Source organism: Blastococcus sp. CT_GayMR19 (assembly GCF_004570385.1).
GTDB lineage: Bacteria > Actinomycetota > Actinomycetes > Mycobacteriales > Geodermatophilaceae > Blastococcus_B.
In genome coordinates this window covers 291,532-310,794 of record NZ_SPQL01000002.1, presented here as the reverse complement: position 1 = coordinate 310,794, position 19,263 = coordinate 291,532, and the positions used below count along the sequence as shown (strand labels likewise).

General features: G+C 74.8%; 22 protein-coding genes and 1 riboswitch. Of the genes, 11 read left to right on the top strand and 11 right to left on the bottom strand.

Annotated features, from left to right (window positions below):
• Window positions 1-37: 37 nt before the first annotated feature.
• Entirely contained in the window at window positions 38-814 is a 777-nt protein-coding gene (locus E4P39_RS04190) for a 5-oxoprolinase subunit PxpA (RefSeq protein WP_245159624.1), read from the top strand.
• Window positions 815-819: 5 nt separating this feature from the next.
• Here E4P39_RS04190 and E4P39_RS04185 read toward each other — a convergent pair whose 3' ends face one another.
• Entirely contained in the window at window positions 820-1,551 is a 732-nt protein-coding gene (locus tag E4P39_RS04185; RefSeq protein ID WP_245159623.1) for a GAF domain-containing protein, read from the bottom strand.
• A gap of 86 nt (window positions 1,552-1,637) precedes the next feature.
• Here E4P39_RS04185 and E4P39_RS22155 point away from each other — a divergent pair, with 86 nt between their 5' ends.
• Together E4P39_RS22155 and E4P39_RS22150 are read left to right on the top strand one after the other, a co-directional pair.
• On the top strand, window positions 1,638-2,276 hold the full coding sequence (locus tag E4P39_RS22155; RefSeq protein ID WP_167761572.1) for an allophanate hydrolase subunit 1: 639 nt from the start codon (window positions 1,638-1,640) through the stop codon (window positions 2,274-2,276).
• Window positions 2,277-3,128 (top strand): biotin-dependent carboxyltransferase family protein, encoded by an 852-nt coding sequence (locus E4P39_RS22150; RefSeq protein WP_167761570.1) that lies wholly within the window; start codon window positions 2,277-2,279, stop codon window positions 3,126-3,128.
• 175 nt (window positions 3,129-3,303) lie between these two features.
• Here E4P39_RS22150 and E4P39_RS04175 read toward each other — a convergent pair whose 3' ends face one another.
• The 4 genes from E4P39_RS04175 to glgA form a co-directional block, all read right to left on the bottom strand.
• On the bottom strand, window positions 3,304-4,092 hold the full coding sequence (locus tag E4P39_RS04175; protein WP_135135112.1) for an ABC transporter ATP-binding protein: 789 nt from the start codon (window positions 4,090-4,092) through the stop codon (window positions 3,304-3,306).
• Entirely contained in the window at window positions 4,089-5,189 is a 1,101-nt protein-coding gene (locus E4P39_RS04170) for an iron ABC transporter permease (RefSeq protein ID WP_245159622.1), read from the bottom strand. The genes E4P39_RS04175 and E4P39_RS04170 overlap by 4 nt, the downstream gene beginning before the upstream one ends.
• A gap of 13 nt (window positions 5,190-5,202) precedes the next feature.
• Window positions 5,203-6,180 carry an ABC transporter substrate-binding protein gene (locus E4P39_RS04165; RefSeq protein WP_209306332.1) on the bottom strand — a complete coding sequence of 326 codons (978 nt, stop codon included), beginning with the start codon at window positions 6,178-6,180 and terminating at the stop codon, window positions 5,203-5,205.
• Window positions 6,181-6,259: 79 nt separating this feature from the next.
• A riboswitch (cobalamin riboswitch) is annotated at window positions 6,260-6,392 on the bottom strand.
• A gap of 19 nt (window positions 6,393-6,411) precedes the next feature.
• A complete protein-coding gene (gene glgA, locus E4P39_RS04160) occupies window positions 6,412-7,584 on the bottom strand; it encodes a glycogen synthase (protein WP_135135111.1) in 1,173 nt (390 codons plus the stop codon).
• 72 nt (window positions 7,585-7,656) lie between these two features.
• On the opposite strand from glgA, the gene glgC reads away from it, so the two are divergent.
• The gene (glgC, locus tag E4P39_RS04155) at window positions 7,657-8,877 is read left to right on the top strand and encodes a glucose-1-phosphate adenylyltransferase (protein WP_135135110.1); all 1,221 of its coding nucleotides are present in this window, start codon (window positions 7,657-7,659) and stop codon (window positions 8,875-8,877) included.
• 38 nt (window positions 8,878-8,915) lie between these two features.
• Here the strand turns inward: glgC and E4P39_RS04150 are convergent, their stop codons facing one another.
• Window positions 8,916-9,572 carry a class I SAM-dependent methyltransferase gene (locus tag E4P39_RS04150; protein WP_135135109.1) on the bottom strand — a complete coding sequence of 219 codons (657 nt, stop codon included), beginning with the start codon at window positions 9,570-9,572 and terminating at the stop codon, window positions 8,916-8,918.
• 291 nt (window positions 9,573-9,863) lie between these two features.
• Between E4P39_RS04150 and sigE the strand changes: the two genes are divergently transcribed.
• The 4 genes from sigE to E4P39_RS04130 all read left to right on the top strand — a co-directional run bounded on the left by sigE (window position 9,864) and on the right by E4P39_RS04130 (window position 13,060).
• On the top strand, window positions 9,864-10,448 hold the full coding sequence (gene sigE / locus E4P39_RS04145; RefSeq protein ID WP_135135108.1) for an RNA polymerase sigma factor SigE: 585 nt from the start codon (window positions 9,864-9,866) through the stop codon (window positions 10,446-10,448).
• Window positions 10,445-11,035: a zf-HC2 domain-containing protein gene (locus tag E4P39_RS04140; protein ID WP_245159621.1), complete on the top strand. Its 591-nt coding sequence runs from the start codon at window positions 10,445-10,447 to the stop codon at window positions 11,033-11,035. Before sigE ends, E4P39_RS04140 begins: the two co-directional genes overlap by 4 nt.
• 284 nt (window positions 11,036-11,319) lie before the next feature.
• On the top strand, window positions 11,320-12,627 hold the full coding sequence (locus E4P39_RS04135) for a trypsin-like peptidase domain-containing protein (RefSeq protein ID WP_245159620.1): 1,308 nt from the start codon (window positions 11,320-11,322) through the stop codon (window positions 12,625-12,627).
• Window positions 12,628-12,691: 64 nt separating this feature from the next.
• The gene (locus tag E4P39_RS04130) at window positions 12,692-13,060 is read left to right on the top strand and encodes a twin-arginine translocase TatA/TatE family subunit (RefSeq protein WP_135135107.1); all 369 of its coding nucleotides are present in this window, start codon (window positions 12,692-12,694) and stop codon (window positions 13,058-13,060) included.
• Window positions 13,061-13,184: 124 nt separating this feature from the next.
• Here the strand turns inward: E4P39_RS04130 and E4P39_RS04125 are convergent, their stop codons facing one another.
• Window positions 13,185-13,640 carry an SRPBCC family protein gene (locus tag E4P39_RS04125; RefSeq protein WP_135135106.1) on the bottom strand — a complete coding sequence of 152 codons (456 nt, stop codon included), beginning with the start codon at window positions 13,638-13,640 and terminating at the stop codon, window positions 13,185-13,187.
• A complete protein-coding gene (locus E4P39_RS04120; RefSeq protein WP_135135105.1) occupies window positions 13,637-14,788 on the bottom strand; it encodes an Mrp/NBP35 family ATP-binding protein in 1,152 nt (383 codons plus the stop codon). Before E4P39_RS04120 ends, E4P39_RS04125 begins: the two co-directional genes overlap by 4 nt.
• A 152-nt stretch (window positions 14,789-14,940) precedes the next feature.
• Between E4P39_RS04120 and E4P39_RS04115 the strand changes: the two genes are divergently transcribed.
• The 3 genes from E4P39_RS04115 to E4P39_RS04105 are packed head-to-tail and all read left to right on the top strand — an operon-like array spanning window position 14,941 to window position 16,661.
• Complete coding sequence (locus tag E4P39_RS04115; RefSeq protein WP_245159619.1) at window positions 14,941-15,636, top strand: AzlC family ABC transporter permease; 696 nt, start codon at window positions 14,941-14,943, stop codon at window positions 15,634-15,636.
• Window positions 15,633-15,950 (top strand): AzlD domain-containing protein, encoded by a 318-nt coding sequence (locus E4P39_RS04110; protein ID WP_135135103.1) that lies wholly within the window; start codon window positions 15,633-15,635, stop codon window positions 15,948-15,950. Before E4P39_RS04115 ends, E4P39_RS04110 begins: the two co-directional genes overlap by 4 nt.
• A 54-nt stretch (window positions 15,951-16,004) precedes the next feature.
• Window positions 16,005-16,661, top strand: coding sequence for a hypothetical protein (locus E4P39_RS04105; RefSeq protein ID WP_135135102.1), 657 nt, complete (start codon window positions 16,005-16,007; stop codon window positions 16,659-16,661).
• Window positions 16,662-16,667: 6 nt separating this feature from the next.
• On the opposite strand, the gene E4P39_RS04100 is transcribed toward E4P39_RS04105, so the two are convergent.
• From E4P39_RS04100 to E4P39_RS04090, 3 genes are read right to left on the bottom strand one after another with little or no spacing between them, the layout of a single operon-like run.
• A complete protein-coding gene (locus tag E4P39_RS04100; protein ID WP_280790799.1) occupies window positions 16,668-17,399 on the bottom strand; it encodes an SDR family oxidoreductase in 732 nt (243 codons plus the stop codon).
• 20 nt (window positions 17,400-17,419) lie between these two features.
• Window positions 17,420-17,950, bottom strand: a complete 531-nt coding sequence (locus tag E4P39_RS04095) for a DUF1003 domain-containing protein (RefSeq protein WP_135135100.1) — start codon at window positions 17,948-17,950, stop codon at window positions 17,420-17,422.
• A complete protein-coding gene (locus E4P39_RS04090) occupies window positions 17,943-19,181 on the bottom strand; it encodes a CBS domain-containing protein (RefSeq protein ID WP_135135099.1) in 1,239 nt (412 codons plus the stop codon). The genes E4P39_RS04095 and E4P39_RS04090 overlap by 8 nt, the downstream gene beginning before the upstream one ends.
• Window positions 19,182-19,263: the final 82 nt, after the last annotated feature.

The following is a 19,263-nucleotide window of genomic DNA, read 5'->3' as shown; positions in this document are numbered from 1 at the left end:
CGTTCAGGTCCCCGGCCCCGGGTGCGAGACTGCCCCGGTGAGCGCGCCAGTAACCCGCCGGATCGACCTGAACGCCGACCTCGGCGAGGGCTTCGGGGTCTGGCGGCTCGGCGACGACGACGCCCTGCTCGGCATCGTGAGCAGCGCGAACGTGGCCTGCGGCTTCCACGCGGGGGATCCCTCCACCATGCGCCGGGTCTGCGCCCGCGCCGCGGCCGGGGGCGTCGCGGTCGGCGCGCAGGTGTCCTACCGCGACCTGGCCGGGTTCGGCCGCCGCTTCCTGGACGTCGAGCCCGCCGAGCTGGCCGACGACCTGCTCTACCAACTGGCCGCGCTGGACGGGATCGCGCGGACCACCGGCGGCCGGGTGTCCTACGTCAAGCCGCACGGGGCGCTGTACAACGCGGCGGTCACCCACGAGGGCCACGCGCGGGCGGTCGTCGACGCCGTCCTCGCCTTCGACCGCAGGCTGCCGGTGCTCGGGCTGCCCGGATCGGCGCTGCTGCGGGCCGCGGAGGCGGCCGGGATGCGCCCCGTCGCCGAGGGGTTCGCCGACCGTGGATACACGGCGGAGGGCACCCTGGTGCCCCGCACGCAGCCCGGCGCCCTGGTGCACGAGCCCGCCGTGGTCGCCGCGCGCGCGGTGCGGATGGCGGCCGACGGCGTCGTCGAGACGGTGGACGGGACGGCCCTGCTCATGCCGGTCGAGTCGATCTGCGTGCACGGCGACACCCCCGGTGCCGTCGAGCTGGCGCGGACGGTGCGGACGGCGCTCGAGTCCGCGGGGCTGACCGTCACCGCGCTCGGCGGCTGAGCCGGTCAGGTGTCCGGATCCCGCAGCTGGTCAGGGCGCAGCCGGCCGGCGAGGAGGTCTGCCGCGACGTCGTCCACGGAGCGGCCGCTGCCGTAGGCCTGCGCCCGCATCAGGGCGAGCGCGGCGGGTGCGGTGAGATCGAGGTCGACACCGAGCGTGGCAATGGCCGTCCACACCGCGGCGCGCCGTCGGGGCACGGGGCCGTGCAGCCACTCCGGGCCGGCATCGGGCGACCAGGTCGACCAGACGGCGGCATCGCTCAGGGTGGTCGTGACCAGCTCGCCGACCGCCATGGCCTCGAAGATGTCGAGGTCGGTCACCTCGTCCGGGCGGATGAAGAAGAGGTCCATCGCGCCGTCGCCGGGCAGCGCCGGCAGCAGGGGCAGCGCGACGACCGCGCGGAACGGGGTCGCCCCGAGCAGCAGGTCGGCGAAGGCCGGCCACCGGCGCATGAGGTCCTCTTCGATGGCGAACACCGGCTGGCGCGTCTCCTGGGCGGTCGTACAGGGGCCCTCACCGGTGGTGAACTGGAGCCGCTCCGCGGTCGACGCCTGCTCCGAGCTGGCGCCCAGGGGGACGCGCCTGCCCGTGCCGTCGAGCAGGCTGAGGCCGGCGCCGTCCACCCTCAGCATCCGGGCGGCTGCCCCGGCCAGCCGGACGGGCAGCAGCTCGGGGCCGCCGAGTCCGGGCTCGTCCGCCTCGAGCAGGGCCTCCTGGAAGCGCCCGGCGATGGTCACAGGACACCCGTGCCCCCGGATGTCCCTCCCGAACCGGGCCGGAGGTCCTGAACGCGCCGCGCTCCGGGCGCTGCGACGATGAGGACATGCCCGGCCGCGAGACGCAGCGCGAGCCGGTGCGCGTCCTGCCGTACGGCGACCGCGCGTTGCTGGTCGAGGTGCCCGACCTCGCGACCGTCGCGGCCGTGCGGCTGGCGCTGGAGCGCTCGCCGCTGCCCGGTCAGCGGGATCTGGTCGCGGCAGCGCGGACGGTGCTCGTCGTCCTGGACCGACCGCCGTCGGAGACCGATGTCGCAAGCCTGCGCCGGATGCGCGTGGACGCGGACGCCGCGGCGGGATCGGCACGGGTGGTCGACCTGGGCGTGGTGTTCGACGGACCCGACCTCGCCCAGGTCGCCGGCCTGACCGGCCGGTCGGTGCCGGCGCTGGTGGAGGCCCTCACGACGCCCGAGCTCACGGTCGCGTTCGTCGGCTTCGCCCCCGGCTTCGCCTACCTCACCGGGCTACCGCCGGAGCTGCACGTGCCGCGGCGGGAGACCCCCCGCACCCGCGTCCCGGCGGGGGCGGTCGGCCTGGCCGGACCCTTCGCCGGCGCGTACCCGCGCGCCTCGCCCGGCGGCTGGCAGCTCGTCGGCCGCACCGACGCGGTGCTGTTCGACGTGGACCGGGATCCCCCGGCGCTGCTGGCCCCCGGCATCCGCGTGCGGTTCCGGCAGGTGAGCTGAGTGCTGACGGTGCTGGCCTCCGGCCCGCTGGCGACGGTGCAGGACCGTGGCCGTCCGGGATGGGCGTCGATCGGGGTGACCCGCTCGGGCGCGGCCGACCGCGCCGCCGCCGCCCTGGCCAACCGGCTGGTCGGCAACGGCCCGTCGGCCGCGGTGATCGAAGGAACGGCGGGTGGCCTCCGGGTGCGCGCGGAACGCACCGTGCTGGTGGCGGTCACCGGGGCACCGGCGCCGCTGGCGGTCGACGGCCGTCCCGCACCGCTGAACTCCCCCGTGACGCTGCGCCCGGGTGCGGAGCTGGCGCTCGGCCTGCCGGCGGTGGGGCTGCGCAGCTACCTCGCCGTCCGCGGTGGCATCGACGTGCCGGAGGTCCTCGGCTCGCGCAGCACCGACACCCTGTCCGGCCTGGGGCCGGAGCCGCTGCGCGCGGGCACCGTCCTCCGGATCGGCTCGCTGGGCGCCGCCGAGCCGGTCGTGGACGTCGCGGCGGTGCGCCCCCCGTCGGCGGACCCGGTCGTCCGCGTCCTGCCCGGTCCCCGCCGCGACTGGCTGCTGCCGGCCGCCTGGTCGACGCTGACCTCCACGGCGTGGACCGTCTCGGCCGACAGCGACCGGGTCGGTCTGCGGTTGACCGGCCCCCGGCTGGATCGGGCACGGACCGACGAGCTGCCCAGCGAGGGCCTGCTGCCCGGGGCGATCCAGGTGCCGCCCGACGGTGCCCCGGTGCTGTTCCTCGCCGATCATCCGGTGACCGGCGGCTACCCCGTGCCGGCCGTCGTGGTCACCGCCGACCTGCCGGCGGTCGCCCAGCTCCGGCCCGGCGACACCGTGAGGTTCAGGATCGCGCGCTGAGCATGATCGTCCCGAGTGGGCCCCCGAACGGCGACGTGTCGTGAGGAGTGGGGCGCGGAGCGTCCCGCGATCGAGCGACGAAACGGCTCAGCGCACCCGAGGATGGCAATTGACCGCGGTGCGATCCGGAGGATCGCAGTGTCACGGCCGCGGTGCGATCCGGAGGATCGCAGTGTCACCGCACCGGGAGGACGGCGGGCCCGTCCGGACCGCGGACCACCTCCGCCCGGGCGCCGTAGTGGGTCCGCAGAGCCGCCGCGGTGAGGACCTCGTCCGGCGGGCCCTCCGCCGCGACCCGGCCCGCCGAGAGCAGGGCGAGCCGGTCGGCGTACTGCCCGGCCAGCGTCAGGTCGTGCAGGGAGCTGAGCACGGTCAGCCCGTCTTGGCGCCGGAGCCCGTCGACGAGGTCGAGGACCTGCTGGGCGTGCCCGAGGTCCAGGGCGGCCGTCGGCTCGTCGAGCAGCAGCACCCGCGGCTGCTGGGCCAGCGCCCGGGCCAGGACGGCGCGCTGCTGCTCGCCGCCGGAGAGGGTGCGCAGCTGCCGGTCGGCCAGGTCGCCGATCTCCAGCCGCTCCATGACGTCGGCGACGACCCGCCGGTCCGACGCGCGGGGAGCGGCGAGCAGCGCCCGGTGCGGGGTGCGCCCCAGCAGCACGTAGTCACGGGTGGACACCGCCTCCGGGAGGACCGGCGACTGCGGGGCGTAGGCCACCTGGCGGGCCCGTTCCCGGCGGGGCATCCCGGCGGCCGGGACGCCGTCGATGCGCACCATCCCGTCGTGGGTGTGCAGGCCGAGCGCGCAGCGCAGCAGGGTGGACTTGCCCGAGCCGTTCGGACCGATGACCGCCAGCCAGCCGCCCGGCTCGACGGTCAGCCGGACGCCGTCGAGCACGCGGGTCCGGCCGTAGGAGGCCGAGAGGTCGATGATCTCGACGCGGGCGCCGGTCGTGGTGGCCGTCGTCATCGTCGTCGCGCCCCCACCCACAGCAGGCCCGCGAAGAAGGGGGCGCCGATGAACGCCGTCACCACCCCGATGGGCAGCTCGGCGGGGGAGAGGACGACCCGCGCCACGAGGTCGCAGAGCACGAGGAATGCGCCGCCGATGAGCAGGGAGGCCGGCAGCACGAGGTGGTACGAGCTGCCGATCAGCCGGCGGGCGATGTGCGGAACGACCAGCCCGACGAAGCCGATCAGGCCGCTGACCGCGACGGCGCTGGCCGTGGCGAGCGAGGCGGCGAGGATGACGAGGAGCCGCACCCGGCCGGGGTGCACGCCCAGGGACGACGCCTCGTCGTCGCCGACGGCGAGCACGTCGAGCGCGCGGCCGCAGAGCAGCAGGACGACGACGGCCGCCCCCAGGTAGGGCAGCACCATGCCGACGTCGGACCACTGCGAGCGCCCGAGCTGGCCGAGCAGCCAGCCGTAGACCTCCCGCAGGTCCTCGGTGTTCTGCTGCTGGACCAGCGTCTGCCCGGCGGCGAGGAACGAGGCGACGGCGATGCCGGCGAGCAGCAGCGTCGCGCTCTGGGAGCCGCCGGCCGCGGTGCCCAGCGCCAGTGCGCAGCCGACGCCGACCAGGGCGCCGGCGAACGCGGCGAGCGGGACGATCCCGAACGGTCCGATCTCCTGCGCCGGCGAGTACGCGATCACCAGGGTGGCACCGAGGCCCGCGCCCGCGGCAGCGCCCAGGAGGTACGGGTCGGCCAGCGGGTTGCGGAAGACGCCCTGGAAGGCCGCGCCGGAGACGGCCAGGCCGGCCCCGACGAGGACCGCGAGCAGCACCCGGGGGAGGCGGAGCTGGAGCAGCACCGCCGTCCCGGTCGCGTCCAGGCCGCCGGACACGTGCCCCCCGCCGAGGGCCGTCGCCACCCGGTCGACCAGGGTGAGGACGACGGCCCCCGGCGGGAGCGGGAACGCACCGACCCAGATGCCGGCGAGGACGGCGGCCACCAGCGCCAGCAGCGCGCCGCCCAGCACCAGGGCGGGACGGCGCCGCGACCGGACGCGGACGCGGTCGACATGCGCCTCGCCCGCCCGCGTGCTGCCGGTGGTCACCGTCATCGTCCGGACGTCGTCAGCCGGCCAGCGTCCCGGCGACCGACTCGGCGAAGTCGGCCACGCGCGGGCCCCAGCGGGACGCGATGTCGTCGCTCGCCTCGAGCACCCGGCCCTCCTGGACGGCGGGGAGGGTGTCGAACGCCGGCCGCTGGGCGAGGGTCTCGGCGGACTGCTCGCAGCACAGGGTGTCCGCGAGCACCACGAGGTCGGGTGCCTGGCCGACGACGTACTCGGCCGACAGCTGCGGGTAGCCGCCGGAGGCGTCCTCGGCGCCGTCGGCGATGTTCTCCAGGCCGAAGAGCTCGTAGACGCTGCCGATGAACGTCGAGCTGGCCGCGGAGTAGAAGGTGGGGTCGAGCTCGTGGTAGACGCGCAGGCCCTGGCCGCTGTCCCCGGCCGACTCCACGGCCGCCTCGATCCGGTCCTGCATGTCGGTGATGACCTTCGCGGCGTCGTCGGCGTGCCCGGTGGCGGTGCCGAGGGTCTCCAGCTGCTCGTAGCTGTCGTCCAGGGTCTGGGCGGCGGTCAGCTGCAGCACGGGGATCTCGAGGGCGCCGAGGGCGTCGACGACCCCGTTCATGTCGTCGCTGAGCACGACCAGGTCGGGGTTGTAGCCGGCGATCGCCTCCGCGTTCGGCGTGAACGCGGACAGGTCCGTGACCGGGGCGTCCTCGGGGTAGTTCGAGGTGTCGTCGACGGCCTCGACCTGCGGGCCGGCGCCGATGGCGAACAGCATCTCGGTCGCGGTGGCCGAGAGCGAGACGATGGCCTCGGGCTGTTCGTCCAGGGTGAGCTCGCCGTTGTCCCCGGTGACGGTGACCGGCCAGCCCCCGGCGTCGGCGCCGGTGGTGCTCGAGGCACTGCTGCCGCCGGCGTCGGACGATCCGCCGCAGGCGGTCAGCACCAGAAGGACGGAGAGGAGAAGGGCGCCCAGCGCGGCCAGGCGCAGCTTCGGGGGCGTCGGCCGTGCCGGCCGGGGGATGGAGTGGAACACGAGGCCTCCGTGGTGGAGGCGGCGAAATCGCTCATGAGCGGACCCAGCGCTCGATGCGCGACCCTTGCCGCGAGGGTCGGTGACATGACGCAGGGCAGGCGATCTGGCTCAGGTCGCGAGCGACCCTCACAGTTGCGGGACAGCGCCGGGGTTCCACCGGACTTCGCTGCCGTTGCGTCACCGGCGCACGGGCCGGCGACGGGAAAGTACCAGGGAGGCGGCGGGCCGCCGTCAGCCGCGGGCGGCGAGGATCGCCGAGTAGACCTCGACGGTCTGCTGGGCGATCGCGGGCCAGCCGAACTCCGCCAGCACGCGCTCGCGGCCGGCGGCCCCCATGGCGGCGGCCCGCGCCGGGTCGGCCAGCAGCTCCGCGATCCGCGCGGCCAGCCCTGACTCGAAGGCCGCGGTGTCGTCGGCGTCGTAGTGCACCAGCAGGCCGGTCCGCCCGTCGGCCACGACCTCCGGGATGCCCCCGACGTCGCTGGCGACGACCGCGGTGCCGCAGGCGGCGGCCTCGAGGTTGACGATGCCCAGCGGCTCGTACACCGACGGGACGACGAACACGGTCGCCCCGGTGATCAACGGGACCAGCCTGTCGCGGGGCAGCATCTCCTCGATCCAGACCACGCCGCTGCGCCGGGCCTGCAGTTCGGCAACCGCGTCCGCCACCTGCTGCCGCTCGCCGGGGGTGTCGGCGGCGCCCGCGCAGAGGACCAGGCCCGCCTCGGGCGGCAGTTGCTCCGCCGCGGCCAGCAGGTGGACCACGCCCTTCTGCCGGGTGATCCGGCCGACGAACAGTGCGTAGGGCCGGTCGGGGTCCACGCCGAGCCCGCGGACGACGTCCGGGGCCTCGATCGGCCGGTAGGCCTCGGCGTCGACGCCGTTGCCGACGACGTGCACCCGCACGGGGTCCAGCTCGGGATAGGCGTCGAGCACGTCGGCCCGCATGCCGTGGCTGACCGCGATCACCGCGTCCGCGGCGAGGTACGCCGTCCGCTCCACCCAGGAGGACAGCCGGTAGCCGCCGCCCAGCTGCTCGGCCTTCCACGGCCGGCGCGGTTCCAGGGAGTGCGCGGTGACCACGTGCGGCGCGCCGTGCACGATCGAGGCCAGGAGGCCGGCGGCGTTGGCGTACCAGGTGTGGGTGTGCACGAGATCGGCGTCGCCCAGCGCGGCGGCCATCGCGACGTCGACCCCCAACGCCTGCAGGGCGCCGTTCGCACCGCGCAGCTCCTCCGGGACGCCGTGCGCGGTGGCGTCGTCGCGCGGCCCGCCGAAGCAGTGGACGTCGATCTCCGGCCCCGCCGGCAGCGACCGGAGCGCCGCCACGAGGTGTTCCACATGGACTCCCGCGCCGCCGTAGACGTCCGGCGGCCACTCCCGTGTTGCTATGCCGATGCGCACGATCGTCACCCTAGGGGGCGCATCAGGACGCGGCAGGGCGCGGAAGCGCAGCCCACCGGCTAGTTTCTGGACATGCGCGGCGGCCCACGAGTACTCGGCATCGTCCTGGCGGGTGGAGCCGGCAAGCGGCTGGCGCCGCTCACCGATGACCGCGCGAAACCGGCCGTTCCCTTCGGCGGCAACTACCGCCTGATCGATTTCGTGCTCTCCAACCTGGTCAACGCCGAGATCCGGCAGATCGCCGTCCTGACGCAGTACAAGAGCCACAGCCTGGACCGGCACATCACCCAGACCTGGCGGATGTCCTCGCTCCTCGGCAACTACGTCACCCCGGTACCGGCGCAGCAGCGGCTCGGCCCCCGCTGGTACACCGGCAGCGCCGACGCGATCTTCCAGAGCCTGAACCTCATCTACGACGAGCGGCCCGAGATCGTCGTCGTCTTCGGGGCCGACCACGTCTACCGGATGGACCCGGGCCAGATGGTCGACCAGCACCTGCAGACCGGTGCCGGCGTGACCATCGCGGGCCTGCGCGTGCCCCGCCGGGAGGCGACGGAGTTCGGCGTCATCGACGCCACCGCCGAGGGCAAGGTGCGCGGTTTCCTCGAGAAGCCGGCCGACCCGCCGGGGCTCCCGGACTCCCCGGAGGAGAGCTTCGCCTCCATGGGGAACTACGTCTTCACCACCGAGGCCCTGCTCGAGGCGCTGCGCAAGGACGCCGAGGACGAGGAATCGGTGCACGACATGGGCGGCTCGATCATGCCGATGCTCGCGGACGCCGGGGACGCGTGGGTCTACGACTTCTCGACCAACGTCGTCCCGGGGGCCTCCGAGCGCGACCACGGCTACTGGCGCGACGTGGGGACGATCGACGCCTACTTCGACGCGCACATGGACCTCGTGTCGGTGACCCCGGTGTTCAACCTCTACAACGACCGCTGGCCGATCTACTCGCTGCCGCCTCAGCAGCCGCCGGCGAAGTTCGTGCTCGGCGGCCGGGCGGAGGAGTCGATGGTCAGCGCCGGCGCGATCATCGGCGGCGGGTCGGTGCACAACTCGGTCATCTCGCCGGGGGTCCGCGTCGAGCGCGGCGCCCGGGTGGAGGACAGCGTGCTCATGGACGGCGTGGTCATCGGCGAGGGCGCCTACGTCCGGCGGGCGATCCTCGACAAGAACGCCGTCGTCCCGCCATGGGCTCGCGTCGGGGTGGAACTCGCGTCCGACAAGGAGCGGTACCACGTCAGCGCGGGTGGAGTGACCGTCCTCGGCAAGGGCGCCCGCGCCCTCATCTGAGGCCCTGACCGGCCAAAACGTGCTCTTGGGCCTTGGGGTCAGGCGCGTTTCGTCGCGACCAGGAGACCGGCGCCGATGGGCAGGACGGCGGGGAGCAGCGTCTCGTCGTCCCTGATCGTGCGGGCCATCTCCCGCCAGGCGACGGTCTGCGGGTCCCGGGCCGTGCGGTCGGCGACCCGGCCGGCCTCGAGCACCCCGTGGCAGGCCAGCGTGCCGCCCACCCGCACCAGCCCGAGCAGCTCCTGCAGGTGGGGGGAGTACTCGCGCGGCGGACCCGCGCAGACGACCAGGTCGTAGGCGCCGGGGGAGAACCGGGGGAGCACCTCGCCGGGCGTGCCGAAGATCAGCCGGGTCCGGCTCGGGGCGATGCCGGCGTCGGCGAAGGCCTTCTTCGCGGCCCGGAGCTGCTCGGGATCGCCGTCGAGCGCGGTGAGGACGCCGTCGGTCCGCATGCCGCGCAGCAGCCACAGCCCGACGAGACCTCCGCCGCTGCCGATCGAGACGACCGAGCGGGCAGCCGATCCGGCGGCGAGCACGGCGAGCAGGGCACCCACGGCCGGCTCGACGGGAGGCGGGCCGGGCAGCTGGACGGCGCGGGCCCGGGCCGCCGCCATCTCCGGGGTCTCCACGGCGAAGCGGTCGGCGTAGGCGGCACCCTCGGCGCCGCCCCGCGACGGCGGTTGCTCGGCGCTCATCAACACACCTCCGGTGGCGGAGCGGAACGGCTGCGCCGTGCTCCGAAGGTCATCACCGGCCGAGGGTAGTGGCCGGCGGCGCCGCCCCCGGATCGCGCGGAGCGCGGCCGGGGTGTCGGGTGGCGGCTGCGGCCGATGGGTTCCCTGTGGGTTCCCTGGGAGCCGTGCCGGACGGGAACACCGCCCGGGTTCCCGGCCGTTGATCACGATGTGCGCCTGAAGCGAGCCGCCTCCGCCCACCCCGTCGACGCCGGGGAGGTCACGGGGGCTGCTGTCTGCGATCCTGTTGACGTGTCCGAGCCCGCCGTCCGCCCCGCCCTCGAGGGCTGGGTCGCGCCCACGTGGGAGCAGGTCGTGCGCGACCACTCCGCGCGGGTGTACCGGCTGGCCTACCGCCTCTCCGGCAACCCGCAGGACGCCGAGGACCTGACCCAGGAGACCTTCGTCCGGGTCTTCCGCTCGCTGGCCGACTTCTCGCCCGGCACCTTCGAGGGCTGGCTGCACCGGATCACGACCAACCTGTTCCTCGACATGGTCCGGCGCCGCGCGCGGATCCGGTTCGACGCGCTGCCCGAGGACACCGAGCGGCTGCCCGGCACCTCGCCCAGCCCCGAGCAGGTGTACGCCGACACCCACCTCGATCCCCAGATCCAGGCCGCGCTCGACGCGCTCTCCCCGGAGTTCCGCGTCGCGGTCGTCCTCTGCGACATCGAGGGCCTGACCTACGAGGAGATCGCGGCGACCCTCGGCATCAAGCTGGGCACCGTCCGCAGCCGCATCCACCGGGGCCGCGTGCAGCTGCGGCAGGCCCTCGCGCACCTGGCGCCCGGCCGCGTCGGTGCGCTCCCGGCCATCGCGGGCGAGGCCGGCGCATGAGCCTGAGCATCCCCGCCACCCACCTCGCCCAGGAGGCGATCGCCGCCCTCGTCGACGGCGAACTGCCCGCCGGGCCGGCCGGCCGCGCCGCCCGCCACCTCGCCGGCTGCCTGCAGTGCCGGCTGGCGGTCGAGGCCCAGCGGGAGGCCAAGGAGGCGCTGCACGCATCCCAGGACGTCGTCGTCCCCGGTGACCTGCTGTCGCGGCTGTGTGCGATCCCGTTCACGGCCGAGGTGCCCGGCGCGGGCGGTCCGGGATCCGGCACGCTGTCCGCCGGGCCCGGGGAGCTCACCGTCACCGGCGCCTCGGGTTCGTGGTCGGTCGACCTGTCCCCGGAGGACCGGCCCGACACGTCCGAGCACACGGCACGCTGGCTGCGGCGCGGCCTGGTCGGCACGCTCGTCGGCCTGGGCATGGGCGTCACCGCGCTGGCCCTGAACCTTCCCCCGGACACGGCGGTTCCCCGGACTCCCGTGGGCGGCCCCGTCGCGGGCGCCACGGTGTCCGACCGGCACACCGAGGTCGTGCCCCCCGTCGTCCGCACCCTCAGCGTCGGCACGACCAACCGTCAGGACGGGACGCCCTGAGCAGCCCGGGCGGGCCGCCCGGCGACGAGACGATCTCCTCGGGACCCGGGCCGGACGGGCCCGCCGCGGCCGGTCCGCCCGACGGTCTGTTCGCACGGCCGGCGGGCAGGACGGGGCCGTTCGCGGACGTCCCCGACCGGCTGGCGCCGCGTCCGGTAACTGCGCCTCGACCCTCACCGGGACAGCAGGCCGCCTTCGGGCGCCCGGCGACCGTCGACGCCGGGTTCGCCGGCGGCCGCCCGACAGTGCCGTCCCCGCCCGCACCGCCGCCGCCCCCCGAGGCGGTGCTCCGGGCCTTCCGGCCGACCGCCGCCGGGCTGTCCGGGCTGCAGGACCCTCCCGGCGGCCGCCCCGGCCGGCGGCGCACCGCCACGGGACCGTGGTGGAAGTCCGACGCCCGCAGCGATCCCTGGCGCGATCCCGACGCCCCCGTGGCGCTGGGCGGACCCGCGGTCTACGACGAGGAGACCCAGCCGGGTCCGGTGATCGTCGACGCCCGCGGCCGGAAGAAGCTGCGGCTGCGCGACCTCTCGGTGCGGGTCTCCGCGCTGGTGCTGCTCGCCGTCCTGCTGGTCGGCGCCGTGGGCGGAGGCCTCGGCTGGTTCTTCACCCGCACGGCGTCGGAGTCGCCGCTGCTCGCACCCGGGACGGAGCTGTCCGAGGTCGACGCGGCCATCGACCGGGAGCCGGGCTCGGTGTCCGACATCGCCGCCCGGGTCACCCCGGCGGTGGTCTCCATCGAGGTGCGCGTCGGTCAGTCGGGGGCGACCGGCTCCGGCGTCGTCATCGAGGCCGACGACGGTTACATCGTGACCAACAACCACGTGGTCTCCGGCGCCGACGGGATCGACGGCGCCGAGATCCGGGCGGTGTTCTCCGACGGCAGCGGCTCGGCGGCCCGCATCGTCGGGCGCGACCCGGCCAGCGACATCGCCGTCCTCAAGGTCGAGAAGCCCGGGCTGGTGCCCGCCGCGCTCGGCAAGTCCGAGAACGTCGTCGTCGGCGACCCCGTCGTCGCCATCGGCTCCCCGCTCGGCCTGGCCGGCACGGTCACCACCGGCATCGTCAGCGCCCTGGAGCGCCCGGTGCGGCTGGCCGGGGAGGGCAGCGACACCAACGCCGTGATCAGCGCGGTGCAGACCGACGCGCCGATCAACCCGGGCAACTCCGGCGGAGCGCTGGTCGACGCCACCGGCGCCGTCATCGGCATCAACACCGCCATCGCGTCGGTCGGCGGGGGCAGCGTGGGTCTCGGGTTCGCCATCTCGATCGACACCGTGCGCGACATCGCCGAGCAGCTCATCTCCACCGGGACGGCGGTGCACGCGTCGCTCGGGGTCAGCGCCCGCTCGGTGACCGACGTCGTCCGCAACGGGGCGCTGGTGCTCAACGTCGAGCCGGGCAGCGCCGCGGCCGAGGCCGGCATCCGTGAGCAGGACATCGTCATCGCCGTCGAGGGCAAGCAGGTCCGCAGCTCGGAGGAGCTCGTCGTCGCGGTCGACGCCTACGACCCCGGCGAGACGGTGACCATCGAGATCGTGCGTGGCGGGGGTACCTCCCAGGAGCTCGAGGTCACGCTCGACGCCGCCTGATCAACCGCCCACCTACGCTGGGAGGCCGGTCGCGCGCGCGGCCACGCAGGGATGAGGAGGGGCGGTGTTCGACTCGATCGGCTGGGGCGAGATCGTCGTCCTCGCCCTGATCGCCATGTTCATCTTCGGCCCGGAGCGGCTGCCGGACCTCGCGAAGGAGGCGGCCGCCGGGCTCAAGCGGGTCAGGACGGCGATCACCGGCGTGCGCGAGCAGGTGAACGAGTCCTTCGGTGACGAACTGCCGGAGCTGCGCGACCTGGACCTGCGCAAGTACCACCCGAGGACCTTCATCCGCAGCCAGCTGCTCGACGACGACGCCCCTACGGTGCACCGGGGCAGTGCCACGGCAGCCGGTGCGACCGCTGCCGCGCCGGTGGTGGCCAGGTCCCGCGACCGCGGCACCCCACCGCCGTTCGATCCCGACGCGACGTAAGGAGTCTTGTCACGCCGAGTGGGCCCCCGGAGGGGTCCCGCAGGTGGGCGCCGGCGCGCTCAACGCTCCGGGGGACGGCAGTTGGCCGCGGTGTCGTCCGGAGGACGACAGAGTCATCGACGGATCATGTGGCATCCGCCTCGGCGGCCTGCTTCAAGCGCTGCAGCGTGTCGGCGATGCCCTGCCGGTTGCGCTCCGGGAACTCCGCCCAGCGGACGACGGCGTCGGTGACCCCGTTGGCGCGCGATCTGTCGAAGGTCTCGGTGACCGTCGTGCCGCCGTCCGCCGTGGGGGACAGCTCGTAGCGCCACCGGTTGGCGGTGAAGTGCCGCCACGCGATCCGCCGCTCCGGCTCGAACTCGACGACGCGGTTGCGGATCAGGTACGGCACCCCGAAGAGCTTCATCCGCACGGTGAACGTCTGGCCCGTGGCGGTGAGCCGCTCGGGGCCGGCGAGCACCGAGCCGACCGAGCCCGACCCGTCGATGCGGGAGTGCTGCCGGGGGTCGGCCAGGATGTCGAACACGACGGCCGGCGGGGCGGCGACCGTGATCGTCTCGGAGACCGCCTGCCCACTCACCTCTTGACCGGGGTGAGCCCCAGCGACATGCCCGCGAGGCCGCGCGACCGGACGGCGAGGCCGTCGGCGATCTTCTCCAGCGCCTGCGCGGCGGGGGAGTCGGGCTCGGCCAGGACGATCGGCGCGCCGGCGTCCCCGGCCTCGCGCAGGCGGGTGTCCAGCGGGATCTGCCCGAGCAGCGGGACCCGGGCGCCGAGGGTCGTGGTCAGCGCGTCGGAGACCGCCTGACCACCGCCGGAGCCGAAGATCTCCATGCGGGAGCCGTCCGGCAGCTCGAGCCAGGACATGTTCTCGATGACGCCGACCACCTGCTGGTGGGTCTGCGTCGCGATCGCGCCGGCCCGCTCCGCCACCTCGGCGGCGGCGAGCTGAGGCGTCGTCACGACGAGAATCTCGGCGTTGGGCACCAGCTGGGCCACCGAGATCGCGACGTCACCCGTGCCCGGGGGGAGGTCCAGGAGCAGGACGTCGAGGTCGCCCCACCAGACGTCGGCGAGGAACTGCTGCAGCGCGCGGTGCAGCATCGGCCCGCGCCACACGACCGGGGTGTTGCCCGGGGTGAACATGCCGATGGAGATGACCTTCACGCCGTAGGACTGCGGCGGCATGATCATGTTGTCGACCTGGGTCGGCTTGTCGTCGACACCGAGCATGCGCGGCACGGAGTGCCCGTAGATGTCGGCGTCCACGACGCCGACCGACAGGCCGCGCCTCGAGAGCGACGCGGCGAGGTTCACGGTGACGCTGGACTTGCCGACGCCGCCCTTGCCGGAGGCGACGGCGTAGACGCGCGTCATCGAGCCGGGCTGCGCGAACGGGATCACCGGCTCCGCGGTGTCGCTGCCGCGGACGGTGCGCCGCAGCTCGGCGCGCTGCTCGTCGCTCATCACGTCGAGGACGACCGACACCGAGGTGACACCGGGGACGGCGGAGACCGCCTGCGTGACCCGATTGGTGATCGTCTCGCGCATCGGGCAGCCCGAGACGGTGAGGTAGACGTCGACGCGGACGGAGCCGTCGGCGGCGATCTGCACGTCCTTGACCATGCCCAGCTCGGTCAGCGGGCGGTTGATCTCGGGGTCCTGGACGGTGGCCAGAGCGGCATTGATGGCGTCGAGCGCCGGGGAGCCGGTCAGGGTGTCGGACATCGTGTGCGTCTGTCTCCTTCGACGGTGGACCCCGGGCGCAGGGGCTTGGACCTGCGCGATCGGGTCGCCTGCCACTGTACGGCGGACAACGGCCCGGTCCGGCCGCCGAGGGTCGTTCAATGCGCAACGGAGGCGTGATTAGGGTCGCGGGAGTGTCCTCTCCCGTCCGTTCCCGGGTGCTCCGCGACGCCGTCGGGCTGGGCCTGGCCGTCGGCCTCTACGGGGCGGCCTTCGGTGCCGCGGCCGTCGCGGCCGGACTCGACGTCTGGCAGGCCTCGGCGATGTCACTGCTGATGTTCACCGGCGCTTCCCAGTTCGCCCTGGTCGGCGTCCTCGGGGCCGGGGGAAGCGCGCTGGCCGCGGTCGGCAGCGCGCTGCTGCTGGGCACGCGCAACACCGTCTACGGCGTCCGGCTGGTGCAGCTGCTGCCGACGCGCGGGATCCTGCGCCGGCTGGGGTCGGCGCACTGGGTCATCGACGAGACGACCGCGCTGTCCATCGCCGCGCCCGACCGCGCGCTGGCCCGGCTGGCCTTCCTCGCCGGCGGCGCCTCGATCTTCGTCGTCTGGAACGCCACCACGGTGCTCGGTGCCCTCGGGGCGGGAGCCCTCGGCGGTCCGGCCCAGGCGGCGCTCGACGCCGTCGTCCCCGCTGCGTTCCTCGCCCTGTTGTGGCCGCGCCTGCAGCGGGCCTTCCCCGAGGCGGCGGTCCAGCGCCGGGTCGCCGTCGGCGGCGCGGTCGTGGCGCTGGCGCTGACCCCGTTCGTGCCGCCGGGCGTGCAGGTGATCGCCGCCGTCGTCGCGGTGGCACTGGCCGGCCGGCCCCGGCGCACGGCGGTCGCGCCGTGAGCGGGACGGCGCTGTGGGCGACGGTGATCGCCGGGTCGCTGGGCTGCTACCTGCTCAAACTGGCCGGGCTGTCGGTGCCCGCCACGTGGGTGGAGCAGCCGTGGGTGGCCCGGGTCGTCGACTTCGTCCCTGCCGCTCTGCTGGCCGCGCTGGTCGCGGTGCAGGCCGTCACCAGCGGGCACGAACTGGTGGTCGACGGCCAGCTGGCCGGGCTCGCTGTGGCCGCGGTCGCGCTGGCCTTGCGGGCGCCGTTCATCGTCGTCCTGCTGCTGGCCGGCGCTGCCGGTGCCCTGGCGCACGTCGTCACCGGCTGAACGGGCGCGTCCGCGCTACGCAAGGCCCGACCTTCCGCCACCATCGGGGTTCCGATGACCACCGACACCCGTACGCGCGGGCGCCCGCCGCAGATCGTGCTCCTCTGCGGGTTCGCCGCGCTCGGCGTGCTCGCCGGCATCGCGGCGAAGGCCGCGGACGAGTCGGGCCTGACCTGGGCGGCCGAGCTGGGCACTCTCCCGGCGGCCTGGGTGCTGGCGGTCGCGCTGATCGGCCGCTGCTCGCCCACGCTGCCGCTCGCCGCCGGTCGTGCGGCGACCTTCTTCGCCGCGATGACCCTCGCCTACTACGCGTGGGCGGTGTGGGTGCTGGGCTTCGGCTACGAACCCGGCCTGGTCGTCACCTGGCTCGCCCTGTCGGCCACCGCCGTCGCCGCCGTCGCCGCGGCGACCTGGTGGGCGACGCGGCGCCCGGGGCTGGTCGCCGGCGGGCTGGTGGCCCTGGTCGCCGGGACCGCACTGGTCGGCGGCGCGCTGCGCGGGCTGTACCTGTGGTGGGCCGACTCGTACCCCGCGACGGCGCTGCAGCCCGTTCAGGCGGTGGTTGAGGTGGTCGCCGTGCTGGTCCTCACCCTGCTGCTGCCGCGGCACCGGAGCACCCGGGTCTGGGGGCTGGCGCTGGTCCTGCCCATGTGGTGGCTGGCCGACCGGCTGATCGCCGTCGCGCTCTACGGGACGGGCATCCTCCGCTGACGCTGGTCAGAGCCCGCCGGACACACGGAGGACGGCGCCCGTGACGTAGGCGGCCTCGGGGCCCAGGAGCCAGGCGATGGCGGGCGTCACCTCATCGACCTCCCCTGCCCGCCCGGCGGGGACCCTGCCGGCGACGCGGTCCGGCCGACCGGGGTCGCCCGCGTCGGCGTGGATGCCGGTGCGGATGATCCCGGGCGCGACCGCGTTCACCCGGATCCCCTGGCCACCGAGCTCCCTGGCCAGCCCGACGGTGAGGGCGTCCACCCCGGCTTTGGCCGCGGCGTAGTGCACGTACTCGTGCGCGGAACCCAGCGTCGCCGCGGCGGAGGAGACGTTCACGATCGCGCCACCGGCACCGCCGCGGGAGGTGGACATCTGGCGCGCGGCCTGCCGGGCGCAGAGGACGGTGCCGAGAAGATTGACGTCGAGGACCTGGCGCACGATCGCGACCGGCGTGTCCGCGAGGTCGCCGATGTGCAGCGTGGCGCCGGCGTTGTTCACGAGGCCGGTGACGGGCCCCAGCTGCTCGCCGACCTCAGCGAAGAGCCGTTCGACATCGGCCTCCTGGGTCACGTCCGCCGTGACCGCGAGGAACCGGGCACCGGCGGCATCCGCCAGCTCCCCGACGCGCTGCGCCTCGGTCCCGCCGGTCCGCGAGCTGATCGCCACGTCGTGACCCGCCCGGGCCAGCCGCACCGCGGTCGCCGCCCCGATCCCGCGGCTTCCGCCGGTGACGATCGTGACCGGTCGCCGGCTGGTCAGCTGATGTCCCCGGCGGTTGCCTCGCGGCGCTTCTTGGCCTTCTTCTCCCGTTTCTCGCCGTCGTCGCCGCCGTCGTCGGTCAGCCGGTTGAGCTCGCCGCGGATGAAGTCGCGCGTGGCCAGCTCGCCGATCGCCACCCGCAGGGCGGCCAGCTCGCGGGCCAGGTACTCGGTGTCGGCCCGCGTGGACGCCGCCCGGGCGCGGTCCTCCTCGGCCTGGACGCGGTCGCGGTCGGCCTGCCGGTTCTGCGCCAGCAGGATCAGCGGCGCCGCGTAGGCGGCCTGGGTCGAGAAGGCCAGGTTGAGCAGGATGAAGGGGTACGGGTCCCAGCGCAGCCGCACGGCGAAGACGTTCAGCGCGATCCAGGCGATCACCAGGATCGTCTGCACGGCCAGGAACCGGCCCGTCCCCAGGAAGCGCGCGATGCCCTCGGCGAACCGGCCGACGGCGTCGTTGTTCAGCCGGAGGTAGCTCGCGAGGCCACGGGTCCGCCCACGGGGGACGTCGAGCCGCTGCCGGTCAGCCACGACGCGACCGCTCGCGCCAGTCGTCCGGCAGCAGGTGGTCGAGGACGTCGTCCACGCTGACCGCGCCCACCAGCCGGCCCTGCACGTCCACCACGGGCGCGGCGACCAGGTTGTAGGTAGCGAAGTAGCGGGTGACCTCGGCGAGCGGCGCCTCGGGCTTGAGCGGCTCGAGGTCGTCCAGCACGCCGCTGACCAGGGTGGACGGCGGCTCGCGCAGCAGCCGCTGGATGTGGGCGAGGCCGAGATAGCGCCCCGTCGGCGTGGCCGACGGCGGCCGGCAGACGTAGACCTGGCTGGCCAGCGCCGGGGTCAGCTCGGGGTCACGGACCCGGGCCAGCGCCTCGGCGATGGTGGCGTCCGGGGTGAGGATGACCGGCTCGCTGGTCATCATGCCGCCGGCGGTGTCCTCGGAGTACTTGAGCAGCTGCCGGACCGGCTCGGCCTCGTCGGGTTCCATCAGCTCGAGCAGCCGGTTCCGGTCGACGTTCGACAGCTCGGCGAGCAGGTCAGCGGCGTCGTCGGGGTCCATGGCCTCGAGGACGTCGGCGGCCCGGCGCTCCTCCAGGGTCCCGAGGATCACGATCTGCTCGGCTTCGGGCAGCTCTCCGAGCACGTCGGCCAGCCGCTCGTCGTCCATCGCCTCGGCGACCTCGTGCCGCCGCTTGATCGGCAGCTCCTGCAGCGCGTGGGCGACGTCGGCCGCGTTCAGCTCGCGATAGGTGGCGATCAGCGTCTCCGCGCCCTGACCGACCTGCGGCAGGGCCAGGCCCTCCACCTCGGCCCAGGAGAGCTGGTGCAGCTGCCCGCGACGGCCGATCCGGCCCGGCTCCTGGACGGCGAGGCGGGAGAGCACCCAGTCGCCGGTGCGGGTCTGCTCGATCCCTGCGTCGACGACGTGCGCGGGCTTGCCCGACTCGAGGATCCGCACCGTGCGGTCGAGCAGCTCGCCGAGGACGAGCGTCTCGCCGGCCCGCTGCTCGAAGCGCTTGAGGTTGAGCGTGCCCGAGGCCAGCATCACCGCGCCCGGGTCGACCGCGGTCACGCGGCCCATCGGCACGAAGATGCGGCGGCGGGCGACCACCTCGACGACGATGCCCAGCACGCGCGGCGGCGCCGTCCCGACGCGCAGGGCGACCACGACGTCCCGGACCTTCCCGACGCGGTCGCCGTTGGGGTCGAACACGGTCAATCCGGCGAGCCGGGAGACGTACGCCCTGCTCGCCGTGGTCACGGGGACCCTCCTCGCTGACGCTCGTCGGTCCCCGTGACCCGGGGTGCCCTGTCTCTGGGCGACCTCGCAAGCTCGGTCGCCG

What these genes read in the sequence shown, in the direction of transcription:
- E4P39_RS22155 (WP_167761572.1), top strand. Translation starts at nt 1,638, where the DNA reads ATGCCCGGCCGCGAGACGCAGCGCGAGCCGGTGCGCGTCCTGCCGTAC.
- E4P39_RS04175 (WP_135135112.1), bottom strand. Translation starts at nt 4,092, where the DNA reads ATGACGACGGCCACCACGACCGGCGCCCGCGTCGAGATCATCGACCTC.
- E4P39_RS04170 (WP_245159622.1), bottom strand. Translation starts at nt 5,189, where the DNA reads ATGACGGTGACCACCGGCAGCACGCGGGCGGGCGAGGCGCATGTCGAC.
- glgC (WP_135135110.1), top strand. Translation starts at nt 7,657, where the DNA reads ATGCGCGGCGGCCCACGAGTACTCGGCATCGTCCTGGCGGGTGGAGCC.
- E4P39_RS04150 (WP_135135109.1), bottom strand. Translation starts at nt 9,572, where the DNA reads ATGAGCGCCGAGCAACCGCCGTCGCGGGGCGGCGCCGAGGGTGCCGCC.
- E4P39_RS04140 (WP_245159621.1), top strand. Translation starts at nt 10,445, where the DNA reads ATGAGCCTGAGCATCCCCGCCACCCACCTCGCCCAGGAGGCGATCGCC.
- E4P39_RS04120 (WP_135135105.1), bottom strand. Translation starts at nt 14,788, where the DNA reads ATGTCCGACACCCTGACCGGCTCCCCGGCGCTCGACGCCATCAATGCC.
- E4P39_RS04105 (WP_135135102.1), top strand. Translation starts at nt 16,005, where the DNA reads ATGACCACCGACACCCGTACGCGCGGGCGCCCGCCGCAGATCGTGCTC.